This is a genomic window from Sphaerisporangium dianthi (assembly GCF_042654065.1).
Lineage (GTDB): Bacteria > Actinomycetota > Actinomycetes > Streptosporangiales > Streptosporangiaceae > Sphaerisporangium > Sphaerisporangium dianthi.
In genome coordinates this window covers 83,444-106,688 of sequence record NZ_JBHSFP010000032.1, presented here as the reverse complement: position 1 = coordinate 106,688, position 23,245 = coordinate 83,444, and the positions used below count along the sequence as shown (strand labels likewise).

Sequence of the window (23,245 nt, the reverse complement as noted above, 5' to 3'; positions counted from 1 at the left end):
GGGCGCCGCCTCAAAGGCGCCCCGAGCCGCCGAGCGAAGCGAGGCCAAGCCGGCGCTGCTCGGGGCGCGGCGGTGTCGTGAGGAGGAGGGAGGGTGAGGAACGAGCCCGTACGACGACGAACGGCACCGCCTCAAAGGCGCCCCGAGCCCGCCGAGCGAAGCGAGGCAAAGCAAGCACAACTCAGGCGGTTTCCTGGAGGGGGGAGAGGCTGGTGCGCATGAGCGAGTCGACGCCCCGGGCCGCCATCGGCCGTGCCACCAGGTAGCCCTGGCCGCGGGTGCAGCCCATCTCGCGCAGCAGTTCGAGCTGCTCGGGGCGCTCGATGCCCTCGGCCACCACGATGAGGCCCAGGTCGTGGCCGAGCCGCACGATCGTGCGGGTGAGCAACGTGAGGGTCTCGTCGCGCCCCAGGCCCGACACGAACGACGGGTCGATCTTGATCATGTCGACCGGGAGCTGGCGCAGGAACGCCAGGGAGGCGTACCCGGTGCCGAAGTCGTCGATGGCGAGCCGTACTCCCAGGGCGCGCAGCTCCGACAGGCGGGAGACGATCTCGTCGGCGTCCTCGACGAGCATCTCCTCGATCACCTCGAGGGTCAGGGCGCTCGCGGGCAGCCCGCTCTCGGCGAGGGCGGCCTCGACGGTCTCGACGAACCGCGGCGCGGTGATCTGCCGGCTGGACAGGTTGAGCGACAGCCCGATGTCCCAGGACGACGCCCGCCAGGCCGCGACTTCGCGGCACGCCTCTCCCAGGATCCATTCGCTGAGCGGGACGATCAGCCCGGTGTCCTCGGCCGCGCCGAGGAACTGCTGCGGCGGTACGAGCGTGTTGCCCCGCGACCAGCGCACCAGCGCCTCGACCGCGGTCACCCGGGAGGTCGACAGGTCCACCACGGGCTGGTACTCCACGGCGAACTGGCCGGCCAGCAGCGCTCGCTGGAGGTCGGCGGCCAGTTCGAGGCGGCGTACGACGTCGGCGTGCATGTGGGCGGCGAAGACCTCGACACGGCGCCCGCCGAGCTCTTTGGCCCGTGTGGTCGCCACGTCGGCGTTGCGGATCAGGTCGCCGGCCGGGACGCCGTCCTCGGCGAAGGCCACGCCGACGCTCGCGGTCAGCGCGATGTCGCGGTCGGCCACCCTGAACGGCTCGGAGGACACCGCGCGCACCAGGCGCTCGGCCAGGTCGATGGCCGACTGCGCGTCGGCGGTGCCCGACCCGGCGGACGGGCCCGAGCCGCCGGACTCCAGCAGCACCGCGAACTCGTCGCCGCCCCAGCGGGCCAGCGTGTCGTCGGAGTGCACGGCCGCGCGCAGCCTCCGTGCGGCCTGGCTGAGCAGATAGTCGCCACCGGCGTGCCCGACCGAGTCGTTGACGCCGGTGAACCCGTCGAGGTCGATGAACACCACCGCCGTGGTGCCGCCTCCCCTGCGCGCCAGCACCTCGCGGGTGCGCTCTTCGAAGTAGGCGCGGTTGGGCAGCCCGGTCACGCCGTCGTGGAAGGTGAGGTGGGCGACCTGGTTGCGCAGCGCCACCTGGTCGCTGACGTCCCGCGTGGAGATGAGGACGAGGTCCTCCCCCTCGCTGGGATGGCGGGTGGCGACGGACTCGGCCGGCCGCCAGGTGCCGTCCGCGGCGCGGACCCGGCAGGCGACCCGGCAGGCGCTCTGGCGCTCCAGAGCGAGATCGTCGTCGGCCGTCAGGGTCTTCAGCGCCGCCTGGATGCCGGGCGCGTCCTCGGCGTGGACGTAGTCGAAGATCGAGCGGCCGACCAGCTCGCGCGGCGGGTAGCCGTACAGCGCCTCGACTCCGGCGCCCATCTCGCGCATGACGCCGTCGTGGTCGCATACCAGCACCAGGTCGCCCGCGCTCTCGGCCAGGTGGATGAGCCGGCGCTCGCTGGAGTCCAGGCCTCCGCGCATGCTCGCGGTCTCCACGGCCAGCACGAACACCTTGGCGAGCAGGACCACGACGACAGAGGCCACCACGAAGGGCAGCACCGCGACGGGCCGCTCGGACCCCTTGGCGATCACATGGACGACCAGGACGACGGCCGCGACGGCGGCCAGCACGAGCGGCGCGCCCTCCACTATCACCGAGGACGGCGCCCGCACCGGCCGGGTGCGGGCACGGCTCGCCCATGGGGCCGCCGCCAGCAGCAGGAACGCAAGGGGCGCCACCAGTCCGGCGGCGAGCGAGAGGGCGCCGCCGGTGGTCACCCGCGCCATCGCGGTGGCGATTTCTTGCAGCGTGATCGCCGTGAGGGCTGCCAGTCCGGCGATGCCCACCCGGCGTCCGGCGGAGCGCGAGGCGAGCGCGGCCGGAGCCACGGCGCACGCCGCGAGCAGGCACACGACGGGCGAGACCAGCGTGCTCGGCTCGTCGGATCTGGCGTACAGCGGCGCCAGGAGCACGACCCAGGCGATGGCGAACAGCGACGCGGCGCTGATGTAGGCGCTGGTGGCGTAGTGCAGCAACGATCTTCCGTACGCCCGGCGCCTGGCGGTGCGGCCGCTGCCGACGGCGAGCAGCACGGCGCCCACGACGAGAAGGACGTCGGCGAAGGTGAGCATGAACGGCGTGCCCTCGGCCAGCGGGCGCACGCCGACCCCGGCCGCCCAGGCGGCCGTTCCCGAGGCGAGCCAGCGCCAGGCCGCCGACTGGTGGCGCCAGCCTGGCGCGATGCGCACGGCCCCGGCCAGCAGCGAGACGGCGGCGATGAGGCCCGCCACCACCCCGGCCACCGCGGTGACCGCCGTGGTGGAGGCGTCGGCAAGAAGGGCAGCCGCGAGACCCGCCGCGCCGAGGCCGGCGGCGGCGGTCAACGGGACCCTTGGGTCACGAAGGCCGTTCAATGTCGTCGCCCATGCGGCTCATCCCTGTCACGTCGCCAGTGTCGCGCCCGTCGGGTGGCGTAGGAGACGACAACCGCTCAGTCGTCACCGATCTGATAACCGCCTTGCTCGCTGTCCCGAACGGTGGCGCGGTGAGATTCACCGTACGCATCGGAGGTCACGAGGCAGCCACGGCTTGGGTTTGCTTTCCTATCGTTACGAGTCAGAAACGAGAGTCAAGCCGATCAGTACGACCCCGTGATCACGTTGTTCAGCGGTTCCCCGGACAGATATCTCAGCATTTGAGATCGCATGAGCTTCGATGTCCGGCGCAGCGACGCCGGGGTGCTGCCTGCCACATGCGGGGTGATGAAAACCCCCGGAGCCGCCCACAGCGGGTGGTCCTTCGGCAGGGGCTCGGGATCGGTCACGTCGAGGGCGGCCCTGAGCCGCCCGGTGCTCAGCTCGGCGACGAGGGCGCCGGTGTCGACGACAGAGCCGCGCGCGGCGTTCACCAGCACCGCCCCGTCCTTCATTCGGGCGAGGAAGGCGGCGTCCACCATGCGCGCCGTGCCCGGGGTCTGGGGTACCAGCAGCACCACCACGTCGGCCTCGGGCAGCAGCCGCGGCAGCTCGTCCTCGCCGTGCACGCCCTCGCGCGCGGTGCGCGCCACGCGGACGACCTCCACCTCGAACCCGGAAAGGCGGCGCTCCAGCGCCTGGCCGATCGAGCCGTACCCGATGATCATCACGGTGGCGTCCGCCAGCACGCCGGTGTGGTGGTAGGTCCACTCGCCGCGCTCCTGGGCGGCGGCGAAGGCCGGGAAGTCGCGCAGGACGGTGATCATCGCGCCCACGGCCCACTCGGCGGTGCCCGCGTCATGGACGCCACGCGCGTTGCACAGGATCACGCCGTCGGGAAGGTAGGGACGGTATGCCTCGACGCCGGCCGTCACGGTCTGCAGCAGGCGCAGCTTGGGCATCCGGTCGAGCAGTTCGGCGGTCAGGCGCGGCGGGATCAGCGGCGGGATCCACACCTCGACGTCCTCGGCCCCCTCGGGCGGCTGCCCGCCGCCGTCGTACAGGACACATTCCACATCCGGCAGATCGGTCAAGACATCGACGATGGCCTGCGAGGGAGCCCAAATCTTCATGACCCTCAACCCTAACGACCCTCCGCGCGGCCCGGAACCACGCGGCCGGGACGGCAGTATGAGTGACGGAGGAGGTTCACGATGTCCGACGGATCACCGCACGCCGGCACCGCCCACGCCCACCGACGGCCCGCCCCGGCCGAGGCACGGACGCCCGCCGCAGATCTTCCGCACCCCCCGGGACGAAGGCACTCCGCCGGCCCCGCGCACGACGCGGGTCCCGTACAGGACGCAGGTGCCGTGCACGAGGCGGGTCCCGTGCACGACGCGGGTTTCGGCGGGCTCGCCGCGGGCCGCCCGGTCATCGCGGGTCGCGCGCACGCCGCACGCCGCGCCGTCGCCGCGGTGGCCGCCGCCGTGCTGCTGGCCGGATGCGCACCGGGGACGGCGGAACGCGCCGACGGCGGCGGATCCTCGGCCCCGCCCGCCGGCGCCGCGACCACGAGCCCGTCCGGCGACGCCGCGCCTCCTGTGGAGGCGGCGACGCCCGGCACTCCCCGCACGCTCGTGGGAGGGCTCAGCGTGCCGTGGGCCATCGCCTTCCTGCCCGGCGGCGACGCCCTGGTCACCGAGCGCGACTCCGCGCGGCTGCTGCGGGTCACCCCGTCGGGCGAGGCGAGCCAGGTGGGCGTCATCGAGAACGTGTCCGCGAGCGGGGAGGGCGGCCTGCTCGGCGTCGCCGTCTCCCCCCGGTTCGACCAGGACCACTATGTCTTCGTGTACTACTCGGCCGCGACGGAGAACCGCATCGTGCGCTACCGCTACGAGGACGGCCTGACCGATCCTGTGACGATCCTCAGCGGCATCCCCAGGGGCGGCATCCACAACGGCGGGCGGCTCGCGTTCGGACCCGACGGCTACCTGTACGCCACGACCGGCGAGACCGGCGAGCGTCCTCTCGCGCAGGCCCTCGGCACGCTGGGCGGCAAGATCCTGCGCATGACCGTGGACGGCAAGATGGCGCCGGGCAACCCGTTCGAGAACGTGATCTGGAGCTTCGGGCACCGCAACGTGCAGGGCATCGCGTGGGACCCCGCGGGGCGGATGTACGCCTCGGAGTTCGGCCAGAGCACCTACGACGAGATCAACCTGATCAAGAAGGGGAAGAACTACGGCTGGCCCGATGTCGAGGGCTCCGGCGGCGGCGACGCCTACGTCGACCCGCTGCTCACCTGGTCCACCTCCGAGGCCTCGCCATCAGGCGTGGCCTACGCGAAGGGCTCCCTGTGGGTGGCGGCGCTGCGGGGGACGCGGCTGTGGCAGGTGCCGCTCACCGACGACGGCCGCGCGGGCAAGCCCATCGCCCGCTACAAGGGCGAGTACGGCCGCCTGCGCGCCGTGGCCACCGCCCCGGACGGCTCGGCGCTCTACGTCGGCACCAGCAACAAGGACGGCCGCGGCTCCCCCGCGAACACCGACGACCGCATCCTCGTGATTCCCCTTAGCTGATCCCGCCACGACCACCCGCGGCCCCGTCCGCCGCCGGTCCACCTGAACGGGGCACTCGTGGAGCGGCCCCGGGCCGGCGGTGCGCGGTGCGGCGAAACCACACCGCCGCGTGATGAGCGACCGGCGGGGGGCCGAGCCGACGCCACGCTAAGCCGACGCGGCCTCGGTGCCGTTCGCGCCGGCGCCGGTCTTGTTCCCGCCGCCGTTGCCGTTCCCGCCGCCGTTGCCGTTCCCGCCGCCGTTGCCGTTCCCGTTCCCGTTGCTCTTCGGCTTCCTGTCGCCGTTCGAGTTACCGTTCCCGTTCGAGTCCCTGTTGCCGTTGCCGTTGCCGTTGCCGTTGCCGTTCGGCTTTCCGTTGCCGTTCGAGTTGCCGTTGCCGTTCGGGTTGGGGGTCACGGGCGTGCTGGGGTCGGACTGCTTCTTGTCGTCCTTGCGGCGCTGTTTGGCCGAGCCGTCGGGCCCCTGGCCGGAAGGCTCCGACTGCACCGTGGAGTCCCCCGCGCCGTCCCGCTTCACCGGCCCGGGCGAGCGCCCCGCCCGGCAGATCACCTTCGGCGCGGGCTCGTACACCGTCGTCTGCGGCCGGTCCTTCTTGACGACCTTGCCGTTCTTGTAGAAGACGCGGGTGACCGAGACGGTGAACCCGGGGAAGCCCTCCATGGGGATGCAGTCAGGGGCGGCGTCGGTCCTGGTGTCCGGCTGGGTGGGGTCGGTGCGCGACGAGGTCTCGACGTCGACGCGGTCGTACGTCTTGGTGCTCCACAGGGACACCGTCAGCGACGCGCCGGTGTACGACGTCTTGATCAGCACGCCGTACGCGGTGTCGTTGCGCCACCGCAGGTCGTCGTCGGGGTAGGTGACCGACGCGTCGCGTCCCTGCGGATAGCGCGTGACGTAGAACGGGTACGGAGTGCGGTCGACCTCCTCCATCCCGGCGAGGAAGGCCGCGTCGTACATGGTGGTGGCGAACTGCGACATGCCCCCGCCCATCGCGATGACCAGGCGGTCGCCGTCGATCGCCTGGGCGCGGACGAACCCCCGGGTGGCGGGGTCGCCGATGGCCTCGTTCAGCGAGAAGGTCCGGCCCGGCCGCACGATCATGCCGTCCACCAGGTCGGCGGCCCTCTGGATGTTGGTCACCCTGGCGGCGCAGCACGGGTAGGCGGTGGTGGACTCGCTGATCTTCTCCTTCACGCCGAGTTTCGCGGCCTCTTCGTCGCCGAGACTGGGCTTGGTGATGGCGAGGGACACCGGGATCGTGCGGGCACCGCCGGAGGTGATCACCTTTGCGACCGCCTCGGTGAGCTTTGCGGTGTCGATCCCCTTGCCCATGCGGGCGTGCACCAGTCTCGGCACCTGGTTCTCGATGACGAACCCGGCCTCGCGCGCGACCGAGGCCTTACCGACCAGCTTGGTCTCCAGCCCGGCGACGGCCTTGTGCGCGTCGAAGACGGGGCTGACGCCTCCGCGCCGGTCCGGGATGAAGGTCAGGTTGGCGGCGATCAGTTCGGGGCTGAGCTGGACCCGCCTGGCGCCGTTGACCAGGGTGATCGGCTCGGCGACCGCGCGCCGGGCGGTCGCCAGCACTCCGCCGAATGCCGGGACGTCGAGTTTGGGCCGTATGGGGGTCACCGGCAGCTTGACCGAGGCCCGGGCGTCGATGAACCCCCTGATGATCGCCTTGGCGGTCGCCGGCCGGTCGAGGACGACTCCTTCCTTGGGGGGGAGGAGTTCCGGCGTCGTGCCTCTGTAGACGATCGCGCCCTCACGGGCGGGGCGGTCGACCTCCTTGGCGACCCTGCGGATGCGTTCGGCGAACTTGTTCTGGTTGATGGAGATGCACAGCGGTAGGTCGCGGCTGCCGGTGAAGGACTGCCAGACGGCGATCGGGCTCGGGAAACCGGTCTCGGCGTCGGCGACGGTGGCCTCGATGTCGATGGTCAGGCCCGCGTCGCGCGGATCCAGCACCGCCACGCGCCGCCCGTCCAGTACCAGGCCGACGGCCTCCTGGTCGCTGCCGTCGAATCGCTTGTGCAGGCGGTCGATCGCCTGGGTGGCGTTGAGGCCGCCGATGCGCACGTCCTTGACCTGCGTTCCCGGCGGCACCTTCCCCCACATGAACGTGGCGGGGACGCCATAGGCGAGCACGAAGAGGATGCCGAGCACGCCCGTGATGAGCAGGACGCCGCGCAGCCGGCCGTGCCGGGGGGCCGGTTCGGGTTCGCCGAGGTCCGGCGGTTCGGAATTGGGCTCGTCCTCGGGCCGGCGCACCCGGACGCTCGCCGTCATCGGCCATGGTTCGGGCGGGCCGGAGGGGGGCGGCAGGCTGACCGGCGGGCTCGGCGGGACGCCCGACGGAGGCGGGGTGGCGACGAAGATCTCGGGTGACACACCGGGCGGCAGCGGCGACACGCCGCGCGGGAGCTTCTTACGGGCTCCGGACGCCCGCCCGGGGTCCTGGTCGTTCTGGTCGGCCTTTTCCTTGGAATACTGCCGGTCGACGGGAAGCGCGACCGGCGAGTCCGGGCGCACCGCCGCGAACGGGTCGGGAGGCGGATCGATGGAAGCTCCGGCGTTGCGCACGCCTTCGCCCTCCTCCCGCTCCGTACCGATTCCCCCGCATCACCCTAAACCAACACCTGTCACAAATTCTTCAACATGGGTGGATAAATCCAGTCCTAGGTATGGAGAAGTAAAACGTGAAAGGCGTACTAAGTACGGAAGGAAAACTCACCCCACGTACACGGACGGGGCCTCGCGGGAGCTCCCGCGAGGCCCGTGCGCATGTCGTCCGCGCGAGCACGGGCCTCCGGGGCGCGGCACACGACAACCTGGCCCTCGACAACCTGGCACCGGACGATCCGGCCATCGGTGATCCGGCCATCGATGACCTGGCCGCTATTCGGAGACGCCCAGCTTCTCCAGGATCAGCTCGCGGGCACGGGCGGCGTCCGCCTTGCCGCGGCTGGCCTTCATCACGCCGCCGACCAGCGCACCCACCGCGGCGATCTTGCCGGAGCGCACCTTGTCGGCCGCGTCGGCGTTCGCCGACAGCACCTGGTCGATGATCGAGGACAGTTCGCCCTCGTCACTGACGATGCGCAGGCCCCGGGCCTCCACCACCTCGTCGGGGGAGCCCTCGCCCGCGAGGACACCCTCGAGCACCTGGCGGGCCAGCTTGTCGTTCAGCGCGCCGGAGGCCACCAGCTCGACCACCCGCACGATCTGCCCGGGCGTGATCGGCAGCTCGGCGAGGGAGGTGCCGGCCTCGTTGGCGCGCCGCGCCAGCTCGCCCATCCACCACTTGCGCGCGTCGGCCGCCGGCACCCCGGCCTTGACGGTCGCCTCGACCAGGTCGATGGCGTCGGCGTTGTGCATCGCCGCCATGTCCAGGTCGGAGACGCCCCACTCGGCCTGGAGCCGCCTGCGCCGGGCGGTCGGCAGCTCGGGCAGCTCCGAGCGCAGCTCGGCGATCCACTCGAGGCTCGGCGCCATGGGCAGCAGGTCGGGCTCGGGGAAGTAGCGGTAGTCCTGCGCCTCTTCCTTGGACCGGCCCGAGGTGGTGGCGCCGGTGTCCTCGTGGAAGTGGCGGGTCTCCTGAATGATCTTGCCGCCGTCGGCGAGGATCGCCGCCTGCCGCTCGATCTCGCCGCGCACCGCCCGCTCGACGCTGCGCAGCGAGTTGACGTTCTTGGTCTCGGTGCGGGTGCCCCACTCGCTCGACCCGCGCGGCATCAGCGAGACGTTGACGTCGCACCGCAGGGAGCCCTCCTCCATGCGGACGTCGGACACCCCCAGCGTGCGCATCAGCTCGCGCAGCTCGGTGACGTACGCGCGGGCGACCTCGGGCGCGAGCCGGTCGGTGCCCGGAATGGGCTTGGTCACGATCTCGACCAGCGGGATGCCCGCGCGGTTGTAGTCGACGATCGAGTAGTCGGCGCCGTGGATGCGGCCGGTCGCGCCGCCCACGTGCGTGGACTTGCCGGTGTCCTCCTCCAGGTGGACGCGCTCGATCTCGACGCGGACGGTCTCGCCGCCCACCTCGACGTCGAGGTAGCCGTTGCCGCACAGCGGCTCGTCGTACTGGCTGATCTGGTAGTTCTTCGGCATGTCCGGATAGAAGTAGTTCTTCCGGGCGAAGCGGCACCACTCGGCGATCGTGCAGTTCAGCGCGAGGCCGATGCGGATCGTCGACTCGATCGCCTTGTCGTTGGCCACGGGCAGCGCGCCGGGCAGCGCCAGGCAGACCGGGCAGACATGGGTGTTCGGCGGGGCGCCGAACGTGGTGGAGCAGCCGCAGAACATCTTCGACGCCGTGCCCAGCTCGACGTGGGTCTCAAGGCCCAGCACCGGCTCGAAGCGCTCGAGCGCCTCGTCGTACGGCATGACGTGGTGGGTGGTCGTCACAGGGACGGAGCCTCCTTCAGCAGCGGGCCGCCCCAGCGGTCCTCAAAGGCCTTCTCGAGGGCGGCGCCCACCCGGTAGCAGCGGTCGTCGCCGAGCACGGGGGCCATGATCTGCAGGCCGACCGGCAGGCCGTCCTCGTCGGCCAGGCCGCACGGCACCGAGATCGCGGCGTTGCCCGACAGGTTGGCCGGGATCGTGCACAGGTCGGCGAGGTACATCGCCATCGGGTCGTCGGCGCGCTCGCCGATCGGGAACGCCGTGGTGGGCGTGGTCGGCGAGACCAGGACGTCCACCTGGTGGAAGGCCGCCTCGAAGTCGCGCGCGATGAGCGTGCGGACCTTCTGCGCCGAGCCGTAGTAGGCGTCGTAGTACCCGCTGGACAGCGCGTAGGTGCCGAGCATGATGCGCCGCTTGACCTCGGGGCCGAACCCGGCGGCGCGGGTGAGCGCCATGACCTCCTCGGCGCTGCGGGTGCCGTCGTCGCCGACGCGCAGGCCGTAGCGCATGCCGTCGAACCTGGCCAGGTTGGACGAGCACTCGGAGGGGGCGATCAGGTAGTACGCGGGGAGGGCGTAGGCGAAGCTCGGGCAGGAGACCTCGACGACCTTGGCGCCCAGCGACTCGAGCAGGTCGACGGCCTCGCGGAAGCGGGCGAGCACGCCCGGCTGGTAGCCCTCGCCGCCGAACTCCTTGACCACGCCGACGCGCAGGCCGGCGACGTCGCCGCGGCGGGCGGCCTCGACGACCGGCGGCACCTCTTCGTGGATGGAGGTGGAGTCCATGCTGTCGTGGCCGGAGAACGCCTCGTGCAGCAGCGCCGCGTCGAGCACGTTGCGCGCGAACGGGCCCGGCGTGTCCAGCGAGGAGGCGAAGGCGATGAGGCCGTACCGCGAGGAGCCGCCGTAGGTGGGCTTCATGCCGACGATGCCGGTGACGGCCGCGGGCTGGCGGATCGAGCCGCCGGTGTCGGTGCCGGTGGACAGCGGCGCCTGGTAGGAGGCGACGGCCGCGCTGGAGCCGCCCGAGGAGCCGCCGGGGATGCGGTCGAGATTCCACGGGTTGCGCGTCGGGCCGTACGCGGAGTTCTCGGTGGAGGAGCCCATCGCGAACTCGTCGAGGTTGGTCTTGCCGAGGATGACCAGGCCGGCCTCGCGCAGCCGCGCGGTGACCGTCGCGTCGTACGGCGGGCGGTAGCCCTCGAGGATCTTGGACCCGGCCGTGGTGGGCATGTCCTTGGTGGTGAAGACGTCCTTGTGCGCGATCGGCACGCCCGCGAGCGGGCCGAGGTGCTCGCCCGCGGCGCGGCGTTCGTCCACCGAACGGGCCTGCGCCAGCGCCGGCTCGGCCGCCACGTGCAGGAAGGCGTTGATCCGTGGATCGACCTCGGCGATGCGGTCGAGGTGGGCCTGCGCGACCTCGACGGCCGAGACCTCGCCGGAGGCGATCAGGGCGCCGAGCTCGGCGGCGGTCTTGTGGATCAGGCTCATGCCTCCTCCCCGAGGATGCGCGGGACGCGGAAGCGGTCGTCCTCGACCGCCGGGGCTGCCGCGAGGGCCTCCTCGGGGGTCAGGCACAGGCGCACCTCGTCGGGACGGTAGACGTTCGTGAGCGGCAACGCGTGCGACGACGGCGGGATGTCCTCGGTGGCGACCTCGGCGACGCGCGCGACCGCGCCGATGATGTCATCGAGCTGGGTGGCGTAGTGATCGAGCTCGTCATCGGACAGCGCCAGCCGGGACAGCCGGGCGAGGTGCGCGACCTCGTCGCGGGTTATGGCGGACATGAGTCGTTAACCCGTTTCATGGATGGCAATCGGACAGTGTCATCCTAGGGCGCGTGACCGAACGTGGCCGAACCATTAGCCGTGGTTCTCGCCCCCATGACCGCCGGCGATCTCGTCACCGGCGGCCACGGGCCCCTCACAGGGCCGTGACCTCGTGTGACCCGCAGCGACGGCCGTAGGACGGCGCGCCCATCCGCTCGACCAGCCAGGCGGTGGTCTCGCGGGCGGGCATCGGCTCGGCGAACCGCCACCCCTGACCGGCGTCGCAGCCCATGTCGCGCAGGCGCTGGGCCACCTCGTCGGTCTCCACGCCCTCGGCCACCGACCGCAGCCCGAGGGAGCGCACCAGGTCGACGATCGAGCGGACGATGCGCTCGTCGTCGACCGTCTTGCCCAGCCGCTGCACGAACGATCCGTCGATCTTGACCTCGCACACGGGCAGCCGCTGGAGGCGGACCAGCGAGGAGTAGCCGGTGCCGAAGTCGTCGAGCGCCAGCGGGATGCCGAGCTCCACCAGGGCGTGGACCGAGTCGGCGGTGTAGGCCTGGTCGGTCATCAGGATGCGTTCGGTGACCTCCAGCTGGATCGCGCGCGGAGGCAGGCCGAGGCGGCCGAGCCCCGCTTCGATCAGGTCGGGCAGCGTCGGGTCGAGCAGGTCGCGGGCCGACACGTTGACCGACACGGGCACCTGGATGCCGGCGTGCCACCAGTTGGCCGCCTGCTCCAGCGCGGTGTCGATCACATGCTGGGTGATCTGGCGCATCAGGTAGGACTGCTCGGCCAGCGGGATGAAGTCGTCAGGCGGGATCGGGCCGCGCTCGGGATGCCACCACCGCAGCAGCGCCTCGACGCCCTCCACCATGCCCGAGGAGAGGCTGACCTTGGGCTGGTAGTGCAGTTCGAGCTGGCTGCCGCCGATGGCGCGGCGCAGGTCGCCGAGGAGGTTCAGCCGCTCGGGCGAGTTGCGGTCCTTCTCGGCGAGGTAGACCTCCACGCCGGTGCGGCCCTCCTTGGCGAAGTACATCGCGACGTCGGAACGCTGGAGGAGCAGCTCGAAGTCGGGCGCGTGGTCGGGGTAGAGCGCGATGCCGACCGAGGCGTCCAGGTCGAAGGTCATGCCCTCCAGCCGGACCGGCTCGGTGAGCGCGACCCGCAGCCGCGCGGCGACCTCCCGCGCGGCCGCCGAGTCGCGGACCGTCGGCAGGAGCACGGCGAACTCGTCCCCGCCGAGCCGCGCCACGACGTCGCCCGGCCGCACGCTGTGGGTGAGGCGGTGCGCGACGATCTGCAGCAGCCGGTCGCCGACCGGGTGCCCGAGGGTGTCGTTGACCTCCTTGAACCGGTCGAGGTCGAGCAGCAGCAGGCCCACCCGGACGTCGTCGCGGGCCTCGGTCAGCGCCTCCTCGGTGCGCAGGACGAGCAGCTTGCGGTTGGGCAGCGACGTCAGCCCGTCGTGCATGGCCTGGTGGTCGCGGCGCACCGACAGCGACGCGGTGAAGTACATGGTCGCGAGCGGGGCGACGAACAGCGGGACCAGCGCCGGCGAGCGGTTCATCACGACGACCACGAGCGGGGCCAGGCCGAGGAGCGCGGCGTAGACCAGGCTCTGGTGCCCGATGCTCGTGCGGATCACGCGCAGCAGCGGCCGGCGTTCGTGCAGGGCCACCGCCCCGCACACCAGCAGGCCGCGCACCATGAAGTACGCCACCGCCGCGAGGGCGACCGCCACGATGTCGGTGCCCTCGGGCACCCACGGCGCGGCCGGGTGGGGATGGTGGCCGAACGCGGCGAGCACGACCGCCGCCGCCGTCGTGGCCAGCGTCACCTGGGAGACGTTGAACAGCACCCGGTGCCAGGCCCTGCGGTGGACCAGGCCGCTGACGACCAGTGCGAGGGCGTGGATCAGCACCGCCACCGGCAGCCCGTAGTAGAGCAGGATGGCGAAGGTGAACAGCGTGGAGGTGGCGGTGCCTCCGGCCAGGCGCGAGCTCGAGACCACGATCGGCCGGAGCTCTCCGAGCACGACGAGCACGACGAGCACCCAGAACAGCGAGGTCCGCGCCAGGTCGGCGAGGTCGGCGAGGCCGAGCCTGATCTCGGAGGCGACCAGCGCGGCCAGCCCCGTGGCGACGCCCCCCGTCAGGAAGGTCCACAGCGGGGAGAAGGGACGCGGCGGTGTGTCCCGTGTGTCGGATGGATCCGTCATAAGCAAGTAAACCCCCAAGAGGTCACTATGGGAGGGTACGACCTCTGGGCCACTTCGCGAAACCGGTTGGGCACGTTCCGTCACCGGTTATTTCCGGCATCCAGCGGTTCTCCTTCGTCTCGACCCCGGATGCCGGATGACTGAAATTTAACGAAATAATCTTCTAGAGGTATTTTTCCAGGATTGATGCGGTTATGCAGCGGTGTTCCGGCAGTCGGACACCGGCGTCCGTCCCCGGACATGGCGAAGACCCGCCACCGGCGTGCGGTGGCGGGCCTTCGTGGACGAGCGGCCGGGGACGCCGATCAGTAGCGGAAGCGCTGCAACCCGTCGGCCCAGGGGTTCACCACGTACCCCGTCCTTGTGGACGGGTCCAGGTAGAGCCCTTGTCGGCTGGAGGAGCTGACGTTCGAGACGTCGATGACCGAGTTCACGAGGTTCACGACCGGGTGGCGGGCGACGACCTTCCCGGTGCCGGGCTCGATGACGGTGATCTCGCTCAGGGCGTTGTTGTCGTCGGTCGTGCCCGCCTCGTACAGATGCGCGATGACGGCGAGGTGGTTGACCTCGTCGAGCGCGGCCCACGCCGGGCCCCGGGTGCCCAGGTCGGCGGGCGCCGGGCCGGTGAGGGTGGCCTGGTCGGCGACCGTCCAGGTGCTCGTCGGGAACGCCCCGCGGTCGGGCGTCACCGCTCCGGCGAGCATGTACACCTTGGCGCCCTTGCCGTCCGGGTAGAACCCGGCGGTGCAGCGGGGCGCGTCGGTGACCGGCGAGACCGTGCGCGCGTCCAGGTCCACCCGCACCGCCCAGAACGGCACCCGGGTGTTGAGACAGGGCCCCTGCGTGCCGCCGGTGGCGGCGAAGACGGCGCCGGTGGCGGCGTCGAAGGACACGTTGCGGAAGGTGCGCCCGAAATTCTCCGGCTTCGGGTTCAGCGGGATGGGCGCGCCGAGCTTCCCGGTCGCCATGTCCAGCGTCCACAGCTCGGCCAGCCCCGAACGGGCGTCGAAGGTGGTGAGGGCCGCCCGGTGGCGGACCGTGTCCACCACGCCGCCCTCAAGGAGGGTCTGGTCGCCGTGGGTGTCGTCCTGCAGTGAGACCTCCGCGATCCGCTTGCCGGTCGCGGTGTCGCGCAGGTCCAACTGGGGCGCGGCCGCCGCGTCGAACGGCCTGCGGGCGATCAGCGTGCGGCCGGTGGCCGGGTCGGAGCCCACGATCGACTGCGTCCGCGAGCCGCCCGACTCGCTCAGCAGCGGGGTGCCGACCCTGCCGGCGGTGAGCGAGTACGGCGTCGTGGCCGAGTTCTTCACATGCGGCCAGCCGTCGTCGCCCTCGGCGAACTCGTCGGTGGCGATGAGCGCGGCCTTCCCGTTGACCTCGAAGTTCTCCAGCGCGCCCGTCACCGACTCACCGTCGCGGTACTCGACGAACGACGTCGGGGACGCCTGGCCGATCGGCCGCCCGCCACGGGTCGGCAGCACGCGCACCGGGTACTGCGTGCTGGTGGTCAGCCTCAGCGCCGCGAGGTCCAGGGTCGTGGTGCCCTTGGCCCCGGGCAGCGCCCGCACCAGGGTGGAGGCGTGGTCGACGCCGTTGTCGTCCGGGCCGCTTCCGTTCTGGTTGGTGGTGGTGTTCAGCGATCCGTAGAGCGTCGGTCCGGGGGTGAGGAACTCCACGGCCGCGCCGTCGGCGCCGCGCACGTCGCTGACGTCCCACGAGAGCTTGAGCTTGGGCGCGGCCAGGGTGACCAGGGCCGAGTGCCCCTTCTCGCCGTCGCGGCCGGCCACCAGCGGAGCCTCGGGACGCCGGTCCGCGCCCTCGCCCACGCGCACCGCGCGGAAGTCGCCCCAGACGGCGCCGCCGTTCAGGCGGACGCCCACGCCGTAGATCCCGGCGCCGCCCGCGCCGAAGGCCGAGGCCGGGATGGTCACCGACCCCTTGCGGCCGGTGAGCGGGGTGCTCCAGTGGACGCGGAACTTGTCCGTCGTGGACAGCGGCGTCCAGTGGCCGACGGAGGACAGCACGAGCGTGGCGTCGGCCAGGTCGCGGGTGCGCGACAGGTCGTACTGCACCGTGAGCGGCTTGCCCAGGGGGATGGACCCCGGCGTCACCGGCGCGGGCGCGCCCGTATGGGTGCCGTCCGCGGCGGAGAAGGTGAGGCTCTGGGAGACGGCGGCGACGGGCTTGCCGTGGCGCAGCGCCTCGAACACGACCGGGACGGTCCGCTGCCCGGCGGCCTCGAGCGGCAGGCCGGCCGCGGCGAAGATCTCCGCCGGCAGCACCCGAAGGCTCGGGCCGGCGGCGGGGATCCGCCCGCGGTCGCCGACGCGCAGCCGGTAGGTCAGCCCGGCGTCGTCGCCGGTCATGTCGAGCCCGAAGGTGATCGGGGACGTCACGTTCTGGCCTGAGAGATCGCCCCAGAAGCTGGCCGGACCGGTCAGGTCCACGTTGGCGGGGTCGGTGGCCTCGACGAACGAGGAGGTGACGTCCGTGGCGATCAGCTGCCGGTGGGCGACCGAGAGCCGGAGCGCGGCGGTGGGGATCCGGTACTTCTTGCCGAGCACCCTCTCGACGGCCGCGGTCACGTCCAGCTGCGGCCCCATGCGCAGTTCCTGGTCGGCCTGCGGCGGCTGGGCCAGCGGACGGCCGGTGTCGATCAGCAGGTCGCGGACCTGACGGGGGGTCAGCTTCTGGCCGGTGGCCTTGGCCGCGGACAGGACGTTCGCCGCCGCGGCGGCGATGATCGGCGCGGACGCGGAGGTGCCGCCGTTGAGCACGACCTGCGTGCCGTCCGAGGTGTGCATCAGCGTCGGCAGGTTGTCGCCGGGCGCCGCCAGGTCGACGCGGGTTCCGAAGCCGGAGGAGTAGCTCGCCGCGCCGTTGTACCGGGTCGTCGGGTAGGTGGCGGTGCGGACGTCGGCCGAGGTGAGGGTGTCGTCCAGCGTGCTTCCGCCCGCGGAGATCACCCCGGTGTCGCGCACCAGCGTCGGCGTGCCGGTCGCGGCCACGTCGTCGATGGTCGTCTCCGCGGCGGCGCTGCGGGTGAGGTCGGTCGGGGTGCTGCCGCCGTCGGGGCCGATCGAGACGGGCAGGCCCAGCCGCGTGCCGTCGTTGGACGAGACGACCACGACGATGCCGGAGTCCACGATGTCGCGCAGGGTCCTGCGGATCTCGGGGGACTCCTCCAGCCAGCGGGAGGGGAAGCCGATCGACCCGTCGGTGCCGAAGCCCAGGCTCGCGGTGATCACGGTCGGGCGGGGACGCTGGGCGGCGGCCGCGCGCAGGGCCGCGTCGATGCCCTCGATGGAGGGCTCCTGCGGAATGACCAGGCGGTAGCCGGCGCCGGGGGCGATGCCGAGCAGGTCGGTGGGCCCGCTGCCCATGGCCTCCGGGCGCTGCCGGTCGTGGGGCAGGGGCGCCATCATGGTGAAGTCCATCAGGACCTCGCCGAGGTTCGGATCCTGGCCCTCGATCGCGCCCGTCGGGTCGAGGCGGCCGTTCTTGTCGGCGGTGTAGGTCGGGATCAGCGGCATCGACGGGTAGTCCAGGTAGCGCTGCCCGTCCTTGACGATGGTCGTCGGCCCGTTGAGGCGCACGTAGTCGTCGCCCGCGTCGGCCATCGACTGGTCGGTGAGGTCGCCCAGGGACACGTTCGTGATGATCTGGCCGGCGCCGGGGAGTGCGCGCAGGTACGTCGCGAAGTGCTGGAAGGCGCCGATCGCGTTGACGCCGCCGGCGTTCAGGTACGACTGGAACGAGGTCGTCAGGCCCTCGTTGGCGGGCACGGCGCTCGGCGGGGCAGGCTGCGGCGTGGCGCTCTGGGACCGGGCGCCGGCCGCGGAACGGCCCACCGCCGACAGCGCGGCGCCGGGGATCGGCACCGCGCCGTAGTTCATGGTGCGCGGCCGCACCGCGGAGGTCGCGAGGCCGGACGGCGCGCCGAGGGTGAACGGCGTCAGGCGGGCGGCGTCGACGCGGCGCTGTAGGTCGGCGGCGGTCGGGGTGAGCGGCGCGCCGAGACCGGTGCGGCCGGGGTTCTGCGGCACCGGGAAGATCCGGGTCCTGCCGGCCTTGTCGGTCAGGGAGCCGGTGCCGTCGTCGGCCCACCGGACGATCGACCCGTCGGCCAGTGTGACGGAGTGGAGCCCCGAGGCGGCGTCCGCCCCGGGCCCCTCGTCGGCCAGCGCGGCGGGCGTACCGGACGCCAGCAACGTGGCGGCCAGCAGCGCGGCGGCCGCGGTGGCGGCCGAAGCGCGTCTGAAACCTGCGGACATTCTCGTCCCTTCGGGGGGTGTTACAGCTGGGTAAAATGTCGGTTTTGCGCCGATCGGCTGTGATCACCATGGCTGCGGCGACGCCTGCGGGACAAGGGATTCCGGCTGCCGGCACGCGCAACTGCCCACATGAGAAGCACCCCGCTCCGCCCCCTGGAACAGGCCCGCGCACCCGGCCGACCCGCTTCCGGGGCACGGTCCCCCACCGGCCTGGGCGCGGGGGCACCGGCCGGCGGGATGGCGGCGGGCCGTACGATCAACGCGACGCGCACGCAGCTAGGAGTGACCGATGGACCCGTCCCCCGGCGCGTCCTGGGCCGGCACAGGCCTGACGCCCCTCGCCGGGCAGGTGCTGGAATACCTGGTCGGCCACCCGGAGTCCGACGAGACGGCCGTCGCGGCCGCGGTCGGCGCGACGGCCGAGGACACCGGCCGCGCCCTGACATCCCTGGAGACCCATCTCCTCGCGGTGCGCATAGAGGCCGACGTCCCCGCGCCGCACGCCAAGGCCGACGTCGCCACGACGCACGCCAAGGCCGACGTCCTCGCGGGGCACGCCAAGGCCGACGTCCTCGCGGGGCGCGTGAGGGCCGACGTCCCTACGGTGCGCGTCGCGGGGCGGACGGTGCGCTGGCGCGCGAACCCGCCGCACTCCTCGATGGGGTCGCTGCTGGCCCGCAGGCGCCAGGAACTGGCCCGCGCCGAGCTGCACATGGAACGGCTCCACGAGATCTACCGCGCCTCGGCGCACCGCTACGTCGACTCCGACCTGTTCGAGGTGCTGGAGACCCCTGCCGAGGTCGCGACCCGCTACGCGCACCTGCTCGCGTCCTCGCGCCACGAGATCCTGCACCTGGCCAAGCCCCCGTACGTGACCTCCGCGGGGACGGCCACCCGCGCGGACGCCGGCCCCGGCGGCGCGGCCGGCCTGGTCTGGAACGAGGGCGTCGAACTGCGGTCGGTCTACGACAGCGACGGGTTCACCGACGCCGTGTCCCTGGAGACGGCCCTGCGCGGCAGCGCCATGGGAGGCGAACTGCGCCTGTGCACCGACGTGCCCATGAAGCTCGCCGTGTTCGACAGGACCACGGCGATCATGCCGCTGGGCAAGGACGACCCCGCCGCCGGCTCCCTCGTGGTCCACTCACCGCCCCTGCTGGAGGTGCTGACGGCGCTCTTCGAGAGCGTGTGGCGGCGGGCCGTGCCGGTGTCCCTGGGCGCGGAGCCCGGGCCGGCCGCCGTCCCTGGGCGCGGCCCGGACGACGGCCCCGACGAACGGACCCGCGAAATCCTGATCTTGCTGTCGGCCGGCATGAAGGACGAGGCGGTCGCGAGGGCACTGGGGTTGAGCCGCCGGACCGTGCAGAAGCACATCAGCGACGCCGCCAAGACGCTGGGCGCGCGGACGCGCTTCCAGATCGCCCTCCTCGCCCGCGACCGCGGATGGCTCCAGCCCTCCGAGCAGAACGCCCCGCCTTCCCCGCAAACCGGGTGACCGCCCACCATCGAGCGGCCATCCCGTCCCGTCAGGCGGAGGCGGGGGCCTCGGCGGAGGTGGAGCCGGCATCGTCGGCCGGGGGCGGGAGGACCGCGTCGGGGCCGTGGGCGAGAAGGGTGCGGAAGGCCTCCTCGTCCAGGATGGGGACGCCCAGTTTGAGCGCCTTGTCGTACTTGGAGCCCGCGTTCTCTCCGGCCACCACGAAGGTGGTCTTCTTGGACACCGAGCTCGTCACCTTGCCGCCGCGCGCCTGGATGGCCTCGCCCGCCTCGTCCCGGGTGTGGCCGGCCAGTGTGCCGGTGACCACCAGGGTGAGCCCGGCGAGGGTCTGCGGGCCCTCCACGGCAGGAGGCTCGTCCTCCATGCGGACGCCCGCCGTGCGCCAGCGCTCGACGATCTCACGGTGCCAGTCTTCGGCGTACCACTCGCGGATGGAGGCGGCGATCGTCGGGCCGACTCCCTCGACGGCGGCCAGCTCCTCCTCTGAGGCGCCGAAGACGCGGTCGAGGGACAGGAAGGCCGTGGCCAGGGCCTGCGCCGCCGTCGGCCCGACATGCCGGATGGACAGCGCGACAAGGACCCGCCAGAGCGGGCGGTCCTTGGCGAGCCGGAGCTGTGTCAGCATGTGCTCGGCGTTCTTGCTCGGCTCGCCGTTCATGTTCGCGAAGAAGGTGACGACCTTCTGCTCGCCGGTCTCGGGGTCGGTCTTGGGCAGGCCGGTGTCCTGGTCGCGGACCACCGACCTGATCGGCAGCAGCCGGTCCATCGTGAGGTCGAACAGGTCCGCCTCGGTGCGCACCGGCGGCTCCTGCGGCGGCAGCGGAGCGGTCAGCGCGGTCGCGGCGACGTACCCCAGCCCCTCGATGTCGAACGCTCCACGCCCGGCGGCGAAGAAGATGCGCTCACGCAACTGCGCGGGGCAGGACCTGGCGTTCGGGCAGCGGATGTCGACGTCCGCCTCCCTCATGTGCCGCAGTTCGGTGCCGCACTCGGGGCAGTGGGTCGGCATGACGAACTCGCGCTCGCCGCCGTCGCGCAGGGCCGTCACCGGGCCGACGATCTCGGGGATGACGTCGCCGGCCTTGCGCAACACCACGGTGTCCCCGATGAGCACGCCCTTGCGCCGCACCTCGGAGGCGTTGTGCAACGTCGCCCGCTCGACGGTGGAACCGGCGACGACCACCGGCTTCATCACCCCGTACGGTGTGACCCTTCCCGTGCGCCCCACACCCACCTGGATGTCCAGGAGCTTGGTGTTGACCTCTTCGGGCGGGTACTTGAACGCGATGGCCCACCGGGGGGCGCGGGAAGTCGAGCCGAGCTGGCGCTGGGCCTCGATGCGGTCGACCTTCACGACCACGCCGTCGATCTCGTACACCGGGTCGTGGCGGTGCTCCCGGTAGTACTCGATGAAGTCGTTGATCTCGGTGAGGCTCTCGACGACCTTGAAGGTGTCGCTGACCGGCAGCCCGAATTCCCTGAGCCGCTCATAGATGGCCGACTGGGCGGCCGGTCGCGGGGAGCCGCCCTCCCAGACGCCGACGCCGTGACAGATCATGGACAGGTCGCGCTGGGCGGTGACGCGCGGGTCCTTCTGCCGCAGCGACCCGGCGCCGGAGTTGCGCGGGTTGGCGAACGGCGGCTTGCCCGCCGCGACGAGCTGCTCGTTCAGCTTGTGGAAACCCTCGACCGAGAGGTACACCTCGCCCCGAACCTCCAGGCGGTCGGGGATGCCGTCGCCGGTGAGACGGTGCGGGATGTTCTTGATCGTCCGGACGTTGGCGGTGACGTCGTCGCCCACGCGGCCGTCGCCGCGGGTCGCGCCCCGGACCAGCCGGCCCTTCTCGTACACCAGGGCGATCGCCAGTCCGTCGATCTTCAACTCGCAGAGGTAGGGGCCGGGGTCGGTCTCGAGCAGCCGCTCGGCCCTGGCCTGCCAGCCCGCAAGGTCGGCGTCGTTGAACGCGTTGTCGAGGCTCTCCAGCCGCCGTAGGTGCTGGACCGGGGTGAAGTCGGTGGAGATGGGCGCGCCGACCTTCTGCGTCGGGGAGTCGGGCGTGCGCAGGGAGGGATGCGCCTCCTCCAGCTCGCGCAGCTCGCGCATCCACCCGTCGTACTCGCCGTCGCTCACGGTGGGCGCGTCCAGCACGTAGTAGCGCCAGTTGGCCTCGTCGGCCAGCTCGGCCAGCTCGGCGTGGCGCTCCAGTGCGCCCACCGGCACGCCCTCCACCTCGGCAGCCATGCCCGTCTCCCCTCGTCGTTCAGCCCCGGGGAGAACGCTACGGGCTACGAGGAGTGCTCGTGCCCCCGGATACACGTCCTACCTGGGGAATCGTTACTACCACCATGCCATCCAGCACCGACATTTCCCCACGAAAAGGACAGTTCTTCCTCGGCTCTTCCCAGGTGTCTAGGGGTGCCGCACGGCCCCGCCCTCCGGAACCGGTCGCCTGCCGCCCGGACGCCCGGGCTGAAGTGGCCGCCCCGCCCCCTGGACCGGACGACCGCCGGCCGGACGCCCGGACCGAAGTGGCCGCCCCGCCCTCCGGCGCGGCGGCCGGCCGTCCTCGCCGGGCTTCAGCGGCGCTCTTGTTCGGGGTCCTCGCGCAGGACGCGCGCCGCCTCGCGGCAGCGGGCCAGCGCGGCCCGCGCGTACGCGGGCGAGGCCCCGGCCAGGCCGCAGGCCGGGGTGAGGACGACCTGCTCGGCGAGCTCCGTGGGGGCGAACCCGAGCCGCCCCCACAGCTCGCGGGCCGGCTTGGCGACGACGCCGATGTCCGGAAGCCGGGCGTCCGTGCCCGGGACGACCCCGAGGAACAGCGCGGTGCCGGCCTCGATCGCCTCGCCGATGCGGTCCTCGTCCCGGCGCCGCAGCAGGCCCGCGTCCACGGAGATGCCGCGGGCCCCGGCCGTGCGCAGCACCTCGAACGGCACCTCGGGCGCGCAGCAATGCACGATCGTGAAGGCCTCGGCGGGCAGCACGACACTCAGCCGATCGGCGGCGATCGGCGCCTCGACGGCGGCCAGCCGGCCGAACCCGGAGGCGGTCGGCACGGTGCCCGCCAGCACACCCGGCAGCCCTGGCTCGTCGACCTGCACCAGCACCTGCGCGCCCGGCACCCGGCTCCGCACGGCCGCGAGGTGGGCCGCCAGGCCCTCCGCCAGCGACTCCGAAAGGTCGCGCACGGCCCCGGGGTCGGCGAGCGTCTTGTCCCCGTAGCGCAGCTCCACCGCGGCGGCCAGCGTCCAGGGCCCGCACACCTGGATCTTCAGCCGTCCCTCGAAGCCCTGGGCGACCTCCTCCAGCGCGTCGAGGTCGCGGCTGAGGTGATCTCGGGCGCGGCGGACGTCACGGCCCGGACGGTCGGCGAAGCGCCACCCGGACGGCTGCACCTCCACCGGCATGTCGATCAGCAGCGACGCCGTGCGCCCGACCATGTCCGCACCCACGCCCCGGTCTGGCAGCTCGGGCAGGTACGGAAGGTCGGGAAGCTCGCCGAACACCATGCGCAGCGTCTCGAACTGGTCTTCGCCGGAGTGGGACCCGACGCCCGTCGCGCTGGCCGCTTCCCACGGAAAGTCGCTCACACCGCGCAAGCTTAGGACCGCCGCAAGGTCCCGGTCCCGCCCAGCCTGTTCCG

12 protein-coding genes are annotated in these 23,245 nt (G+C 72.3%); 2 read left to right on the top strand and 10 right to left on the bottom strand.

The window, feature by feature from the left end; genetic code table 11:
- Nucleotides 1-181 precede the first annotated feature (181 nt).
- Nucleotides 182-2,824 carry a putative bifunctional diguanylate cyclase/phosphodiesterase gene (locus ACFO60_RS32750; protein WP_380848356.1) on the bottom strand — a complete coding sequence of 881 codons (2,643 nt, stop codon included), beginning with the start codon at nt 2,822-2,824 and terminating at the stop codon, nt 182-184.
- Nucleotides 2,825-3,078: 254 nt separating this feature from the next.
- On the bottom strand, nt 3,079-3,987 hold the full coding sequence (locus ACFO60_RS32745) for a 2-hydroxyacid dehydrogenase (RefSeq protein ID WP_380848353.1): 909 nt from the start codon (nt 3,985-3,987) through the stop codon (nt 3,079-3,081).
- A gap of 258 nt (nt 3,988-4,245) precedes the next feature.
- On the opposite strand from ACFO60_RS32745, the gene ACFO60_RS32740 reads away from it, so the two are divergent.
- Complete coding sequence (locus ACFO60_RS32740) at nt 4,246-5,436, top strand: PQQ-dependent sugar dehydrogenase (RefSeq protein WP_380848350.1); 1,191 nt, start codon at nt 4,246-4,248, stop codon at nt 5,434-5,436.
- 147 nt (nt 5,437-5,583) lie between these two features.
- Here the strand turns inward: ACFO60_RS32740 and ACFO60_RS32735 are convergent, their stop codons facing one another.
- The 6 genes from ACFO60_RS32735 to ACFO60_RS32710 form a co-directional block, all read right to left on the bottom strand.
- Nucleotides 5,584-8,019 (bottom strand): VanW family protein, encoded by a 2,436-nt coding sequence (locus ACFO60_RS32735; protein ID WP_380848347.1) that lies wholly within the window; start codon nt 8,017-8,019, stop codon nt 5,584-5,586.
- A gap of 315 nt (nt 8,020-8,334) precedes the next feature.
- Nucleotides 8,335-9,879, bottom strand: coding sequence for an Asp-tRNA(Asn)/Glu-tRNA(Gln) amidotransferase subunit GatB (gene gatB, locus ACFO60_RS32730; protein WP_380848365.1), 1,545 nt, complete (start codon nt 9,877-9,879; stop codon nt 8,335-8,337).
- The gene (gene gatA / locus ACFO60_RS32725; RefSeq protein WP_380848344.1) at nt 9,840-11,330 is read right to left on the bottom strand and encodes an Asp-tRNA(Asn)/Glu-tRNA(Gln) amidotransferase subunit GatA; all 1,491 of its coding nucleotides are present in this window, start codon (nt 11,328-11,330) and stop codon (nt 9,840-9,842) included. Before gatA ends, gatB begins: the two co-directional genes overlap by 40 nt.
- On the bottom strand, nt 11,327-11,626 hold the full coding sequence (gene gatC / locus ACFO60_RS32720) for an Asp-tRNA(Asn)/Glu-tRNA(Gln) amidotransferase subunit GatC (RefSeq protein WP_380848341.1): 300 nt from the start codon (nt 11,624-11,626) through the stop codon (nt 11,327-11,329). Before gatC ends, gatA begins: the two co-directional genes overlap by 4 nt.
- 136 nt (nt 11,627-11,762) lie before the next feature.
- Complete coding sequence (locus tag ACFO60_RS32715; protein ID WP_380848338.1) at nt 11,763-13,832, bottom strand: putative bifunctional diguanylate cyclase/phosphodiesterase; 2,070 nt, start codon at nt 13,830-13,832, stop codon at nt 11,763-11,765.
- A gap of 305 nt (nt 13,833-14,137) precedes the next feature.
- Nucleotides 14,138-18,106, bottom strand: a complete 3,969-nt coding sequence (locus ACFO60_RS32710; protein ID WP_380848335.1) for a S8 family serine peptidase — start codon at nt 18,104-18,106, stop codon at nt 14,138-14,140.
- 289 nt (nt 18,107-18,395) lie between these two features.
- Between ACFO60_RS32710 and ACFO60_RS32705 the strand changes: the two genes are divergently transcribed.
- On the top strand, nt 18,396-19,601 hold the full coding sequence (locus ACFO60_RS32705; RefSeq protein WP_380848332.1) for a helix-turn-helix transcriptional regulator: 1,206 nt from the start codon (nt 18,396-18,398) through the stop codon (nt 19,599-19,601).
- Nucleotides 19,602-19,632: 31 nt separating this feature from the next.
- On the opposite strand, the gene ligA is transcribed toward ACFO60_RS32705, so the two are convergent.
- Entirely contained in the window at nt 19,633-21,846 is a 2,214-nt protein-coding gene (ligA, locus tag ACFO60_RS32700) for an NAD-dependent DNA ligase LigA (protein WP_380848329.1), read from the bottom strand.
- 335 nt (nt 21,847-22,181) lie between these two features.
- Entirely contained in the window at nt 22,182-23,192 is a 1,011-nt protein-coding gene (locus ACFO60_RS32695) for a methionine synthase (protein WP_380848326.1), read from the bottom strand.
- Nucleotides 23,193-23,245: the final 53 nt, after the last annotated feature.

Excerpts from the sequence above, each read along its gene's own strand:
- ACFO60_RS32745 (WP_380848353.1), bottom strand. The coding sequence starts at position 3,987 with ATGAAGATTTGGGCTCCCTCGCAGGCCATCGTCGATGTCTTGACCGAT.
- gatA (WP_380848344.1), bottom strand. The coding sequence starts at position 11,330 with ATGAGCCTGATCCACAAGACCGCCGCCGAGCTCGGCGCCCTGATCGCC.
- gatC (WP_380848341.1), bottom strand. The coding sequence starts at position 11,626 with ATGTCCGCCATAACCCGCGACGAGGTCGCGCACCTCGCCCGGCTGTCC.
- ACFO60_RS32715 (WP_380848338.1), bottom strand. The coding sequence starts at position 13,832 with ATGACGGATCCATCCGACACACGGGACACACCGCCGCGTCCCTTCTCC.
- ACFO60_RS32710 (WP_380848335.1), bottom strand. The coding sequence starts at position 18,106 with ATGTCCGCAGGTTTCAGACGCGCTTCGGCCGCCACCGCGGCCGCCGCG.
- ACFO60_RS32705 (WP_380848332.1), top strand. The coding sequence starts at position 18,396 with ATGGACCCGTCCCCCGGCGCGTCCTGGGCCGGCACAGGCCTGACGCCC.
- ligA (WP_380848329.1), bottom strand. The coding sequence starts at position 21,846 with ATGGCTGCCGAGGTGGAGGGCGTGCCGGTGGGCGCACTGGAGCGCCAC.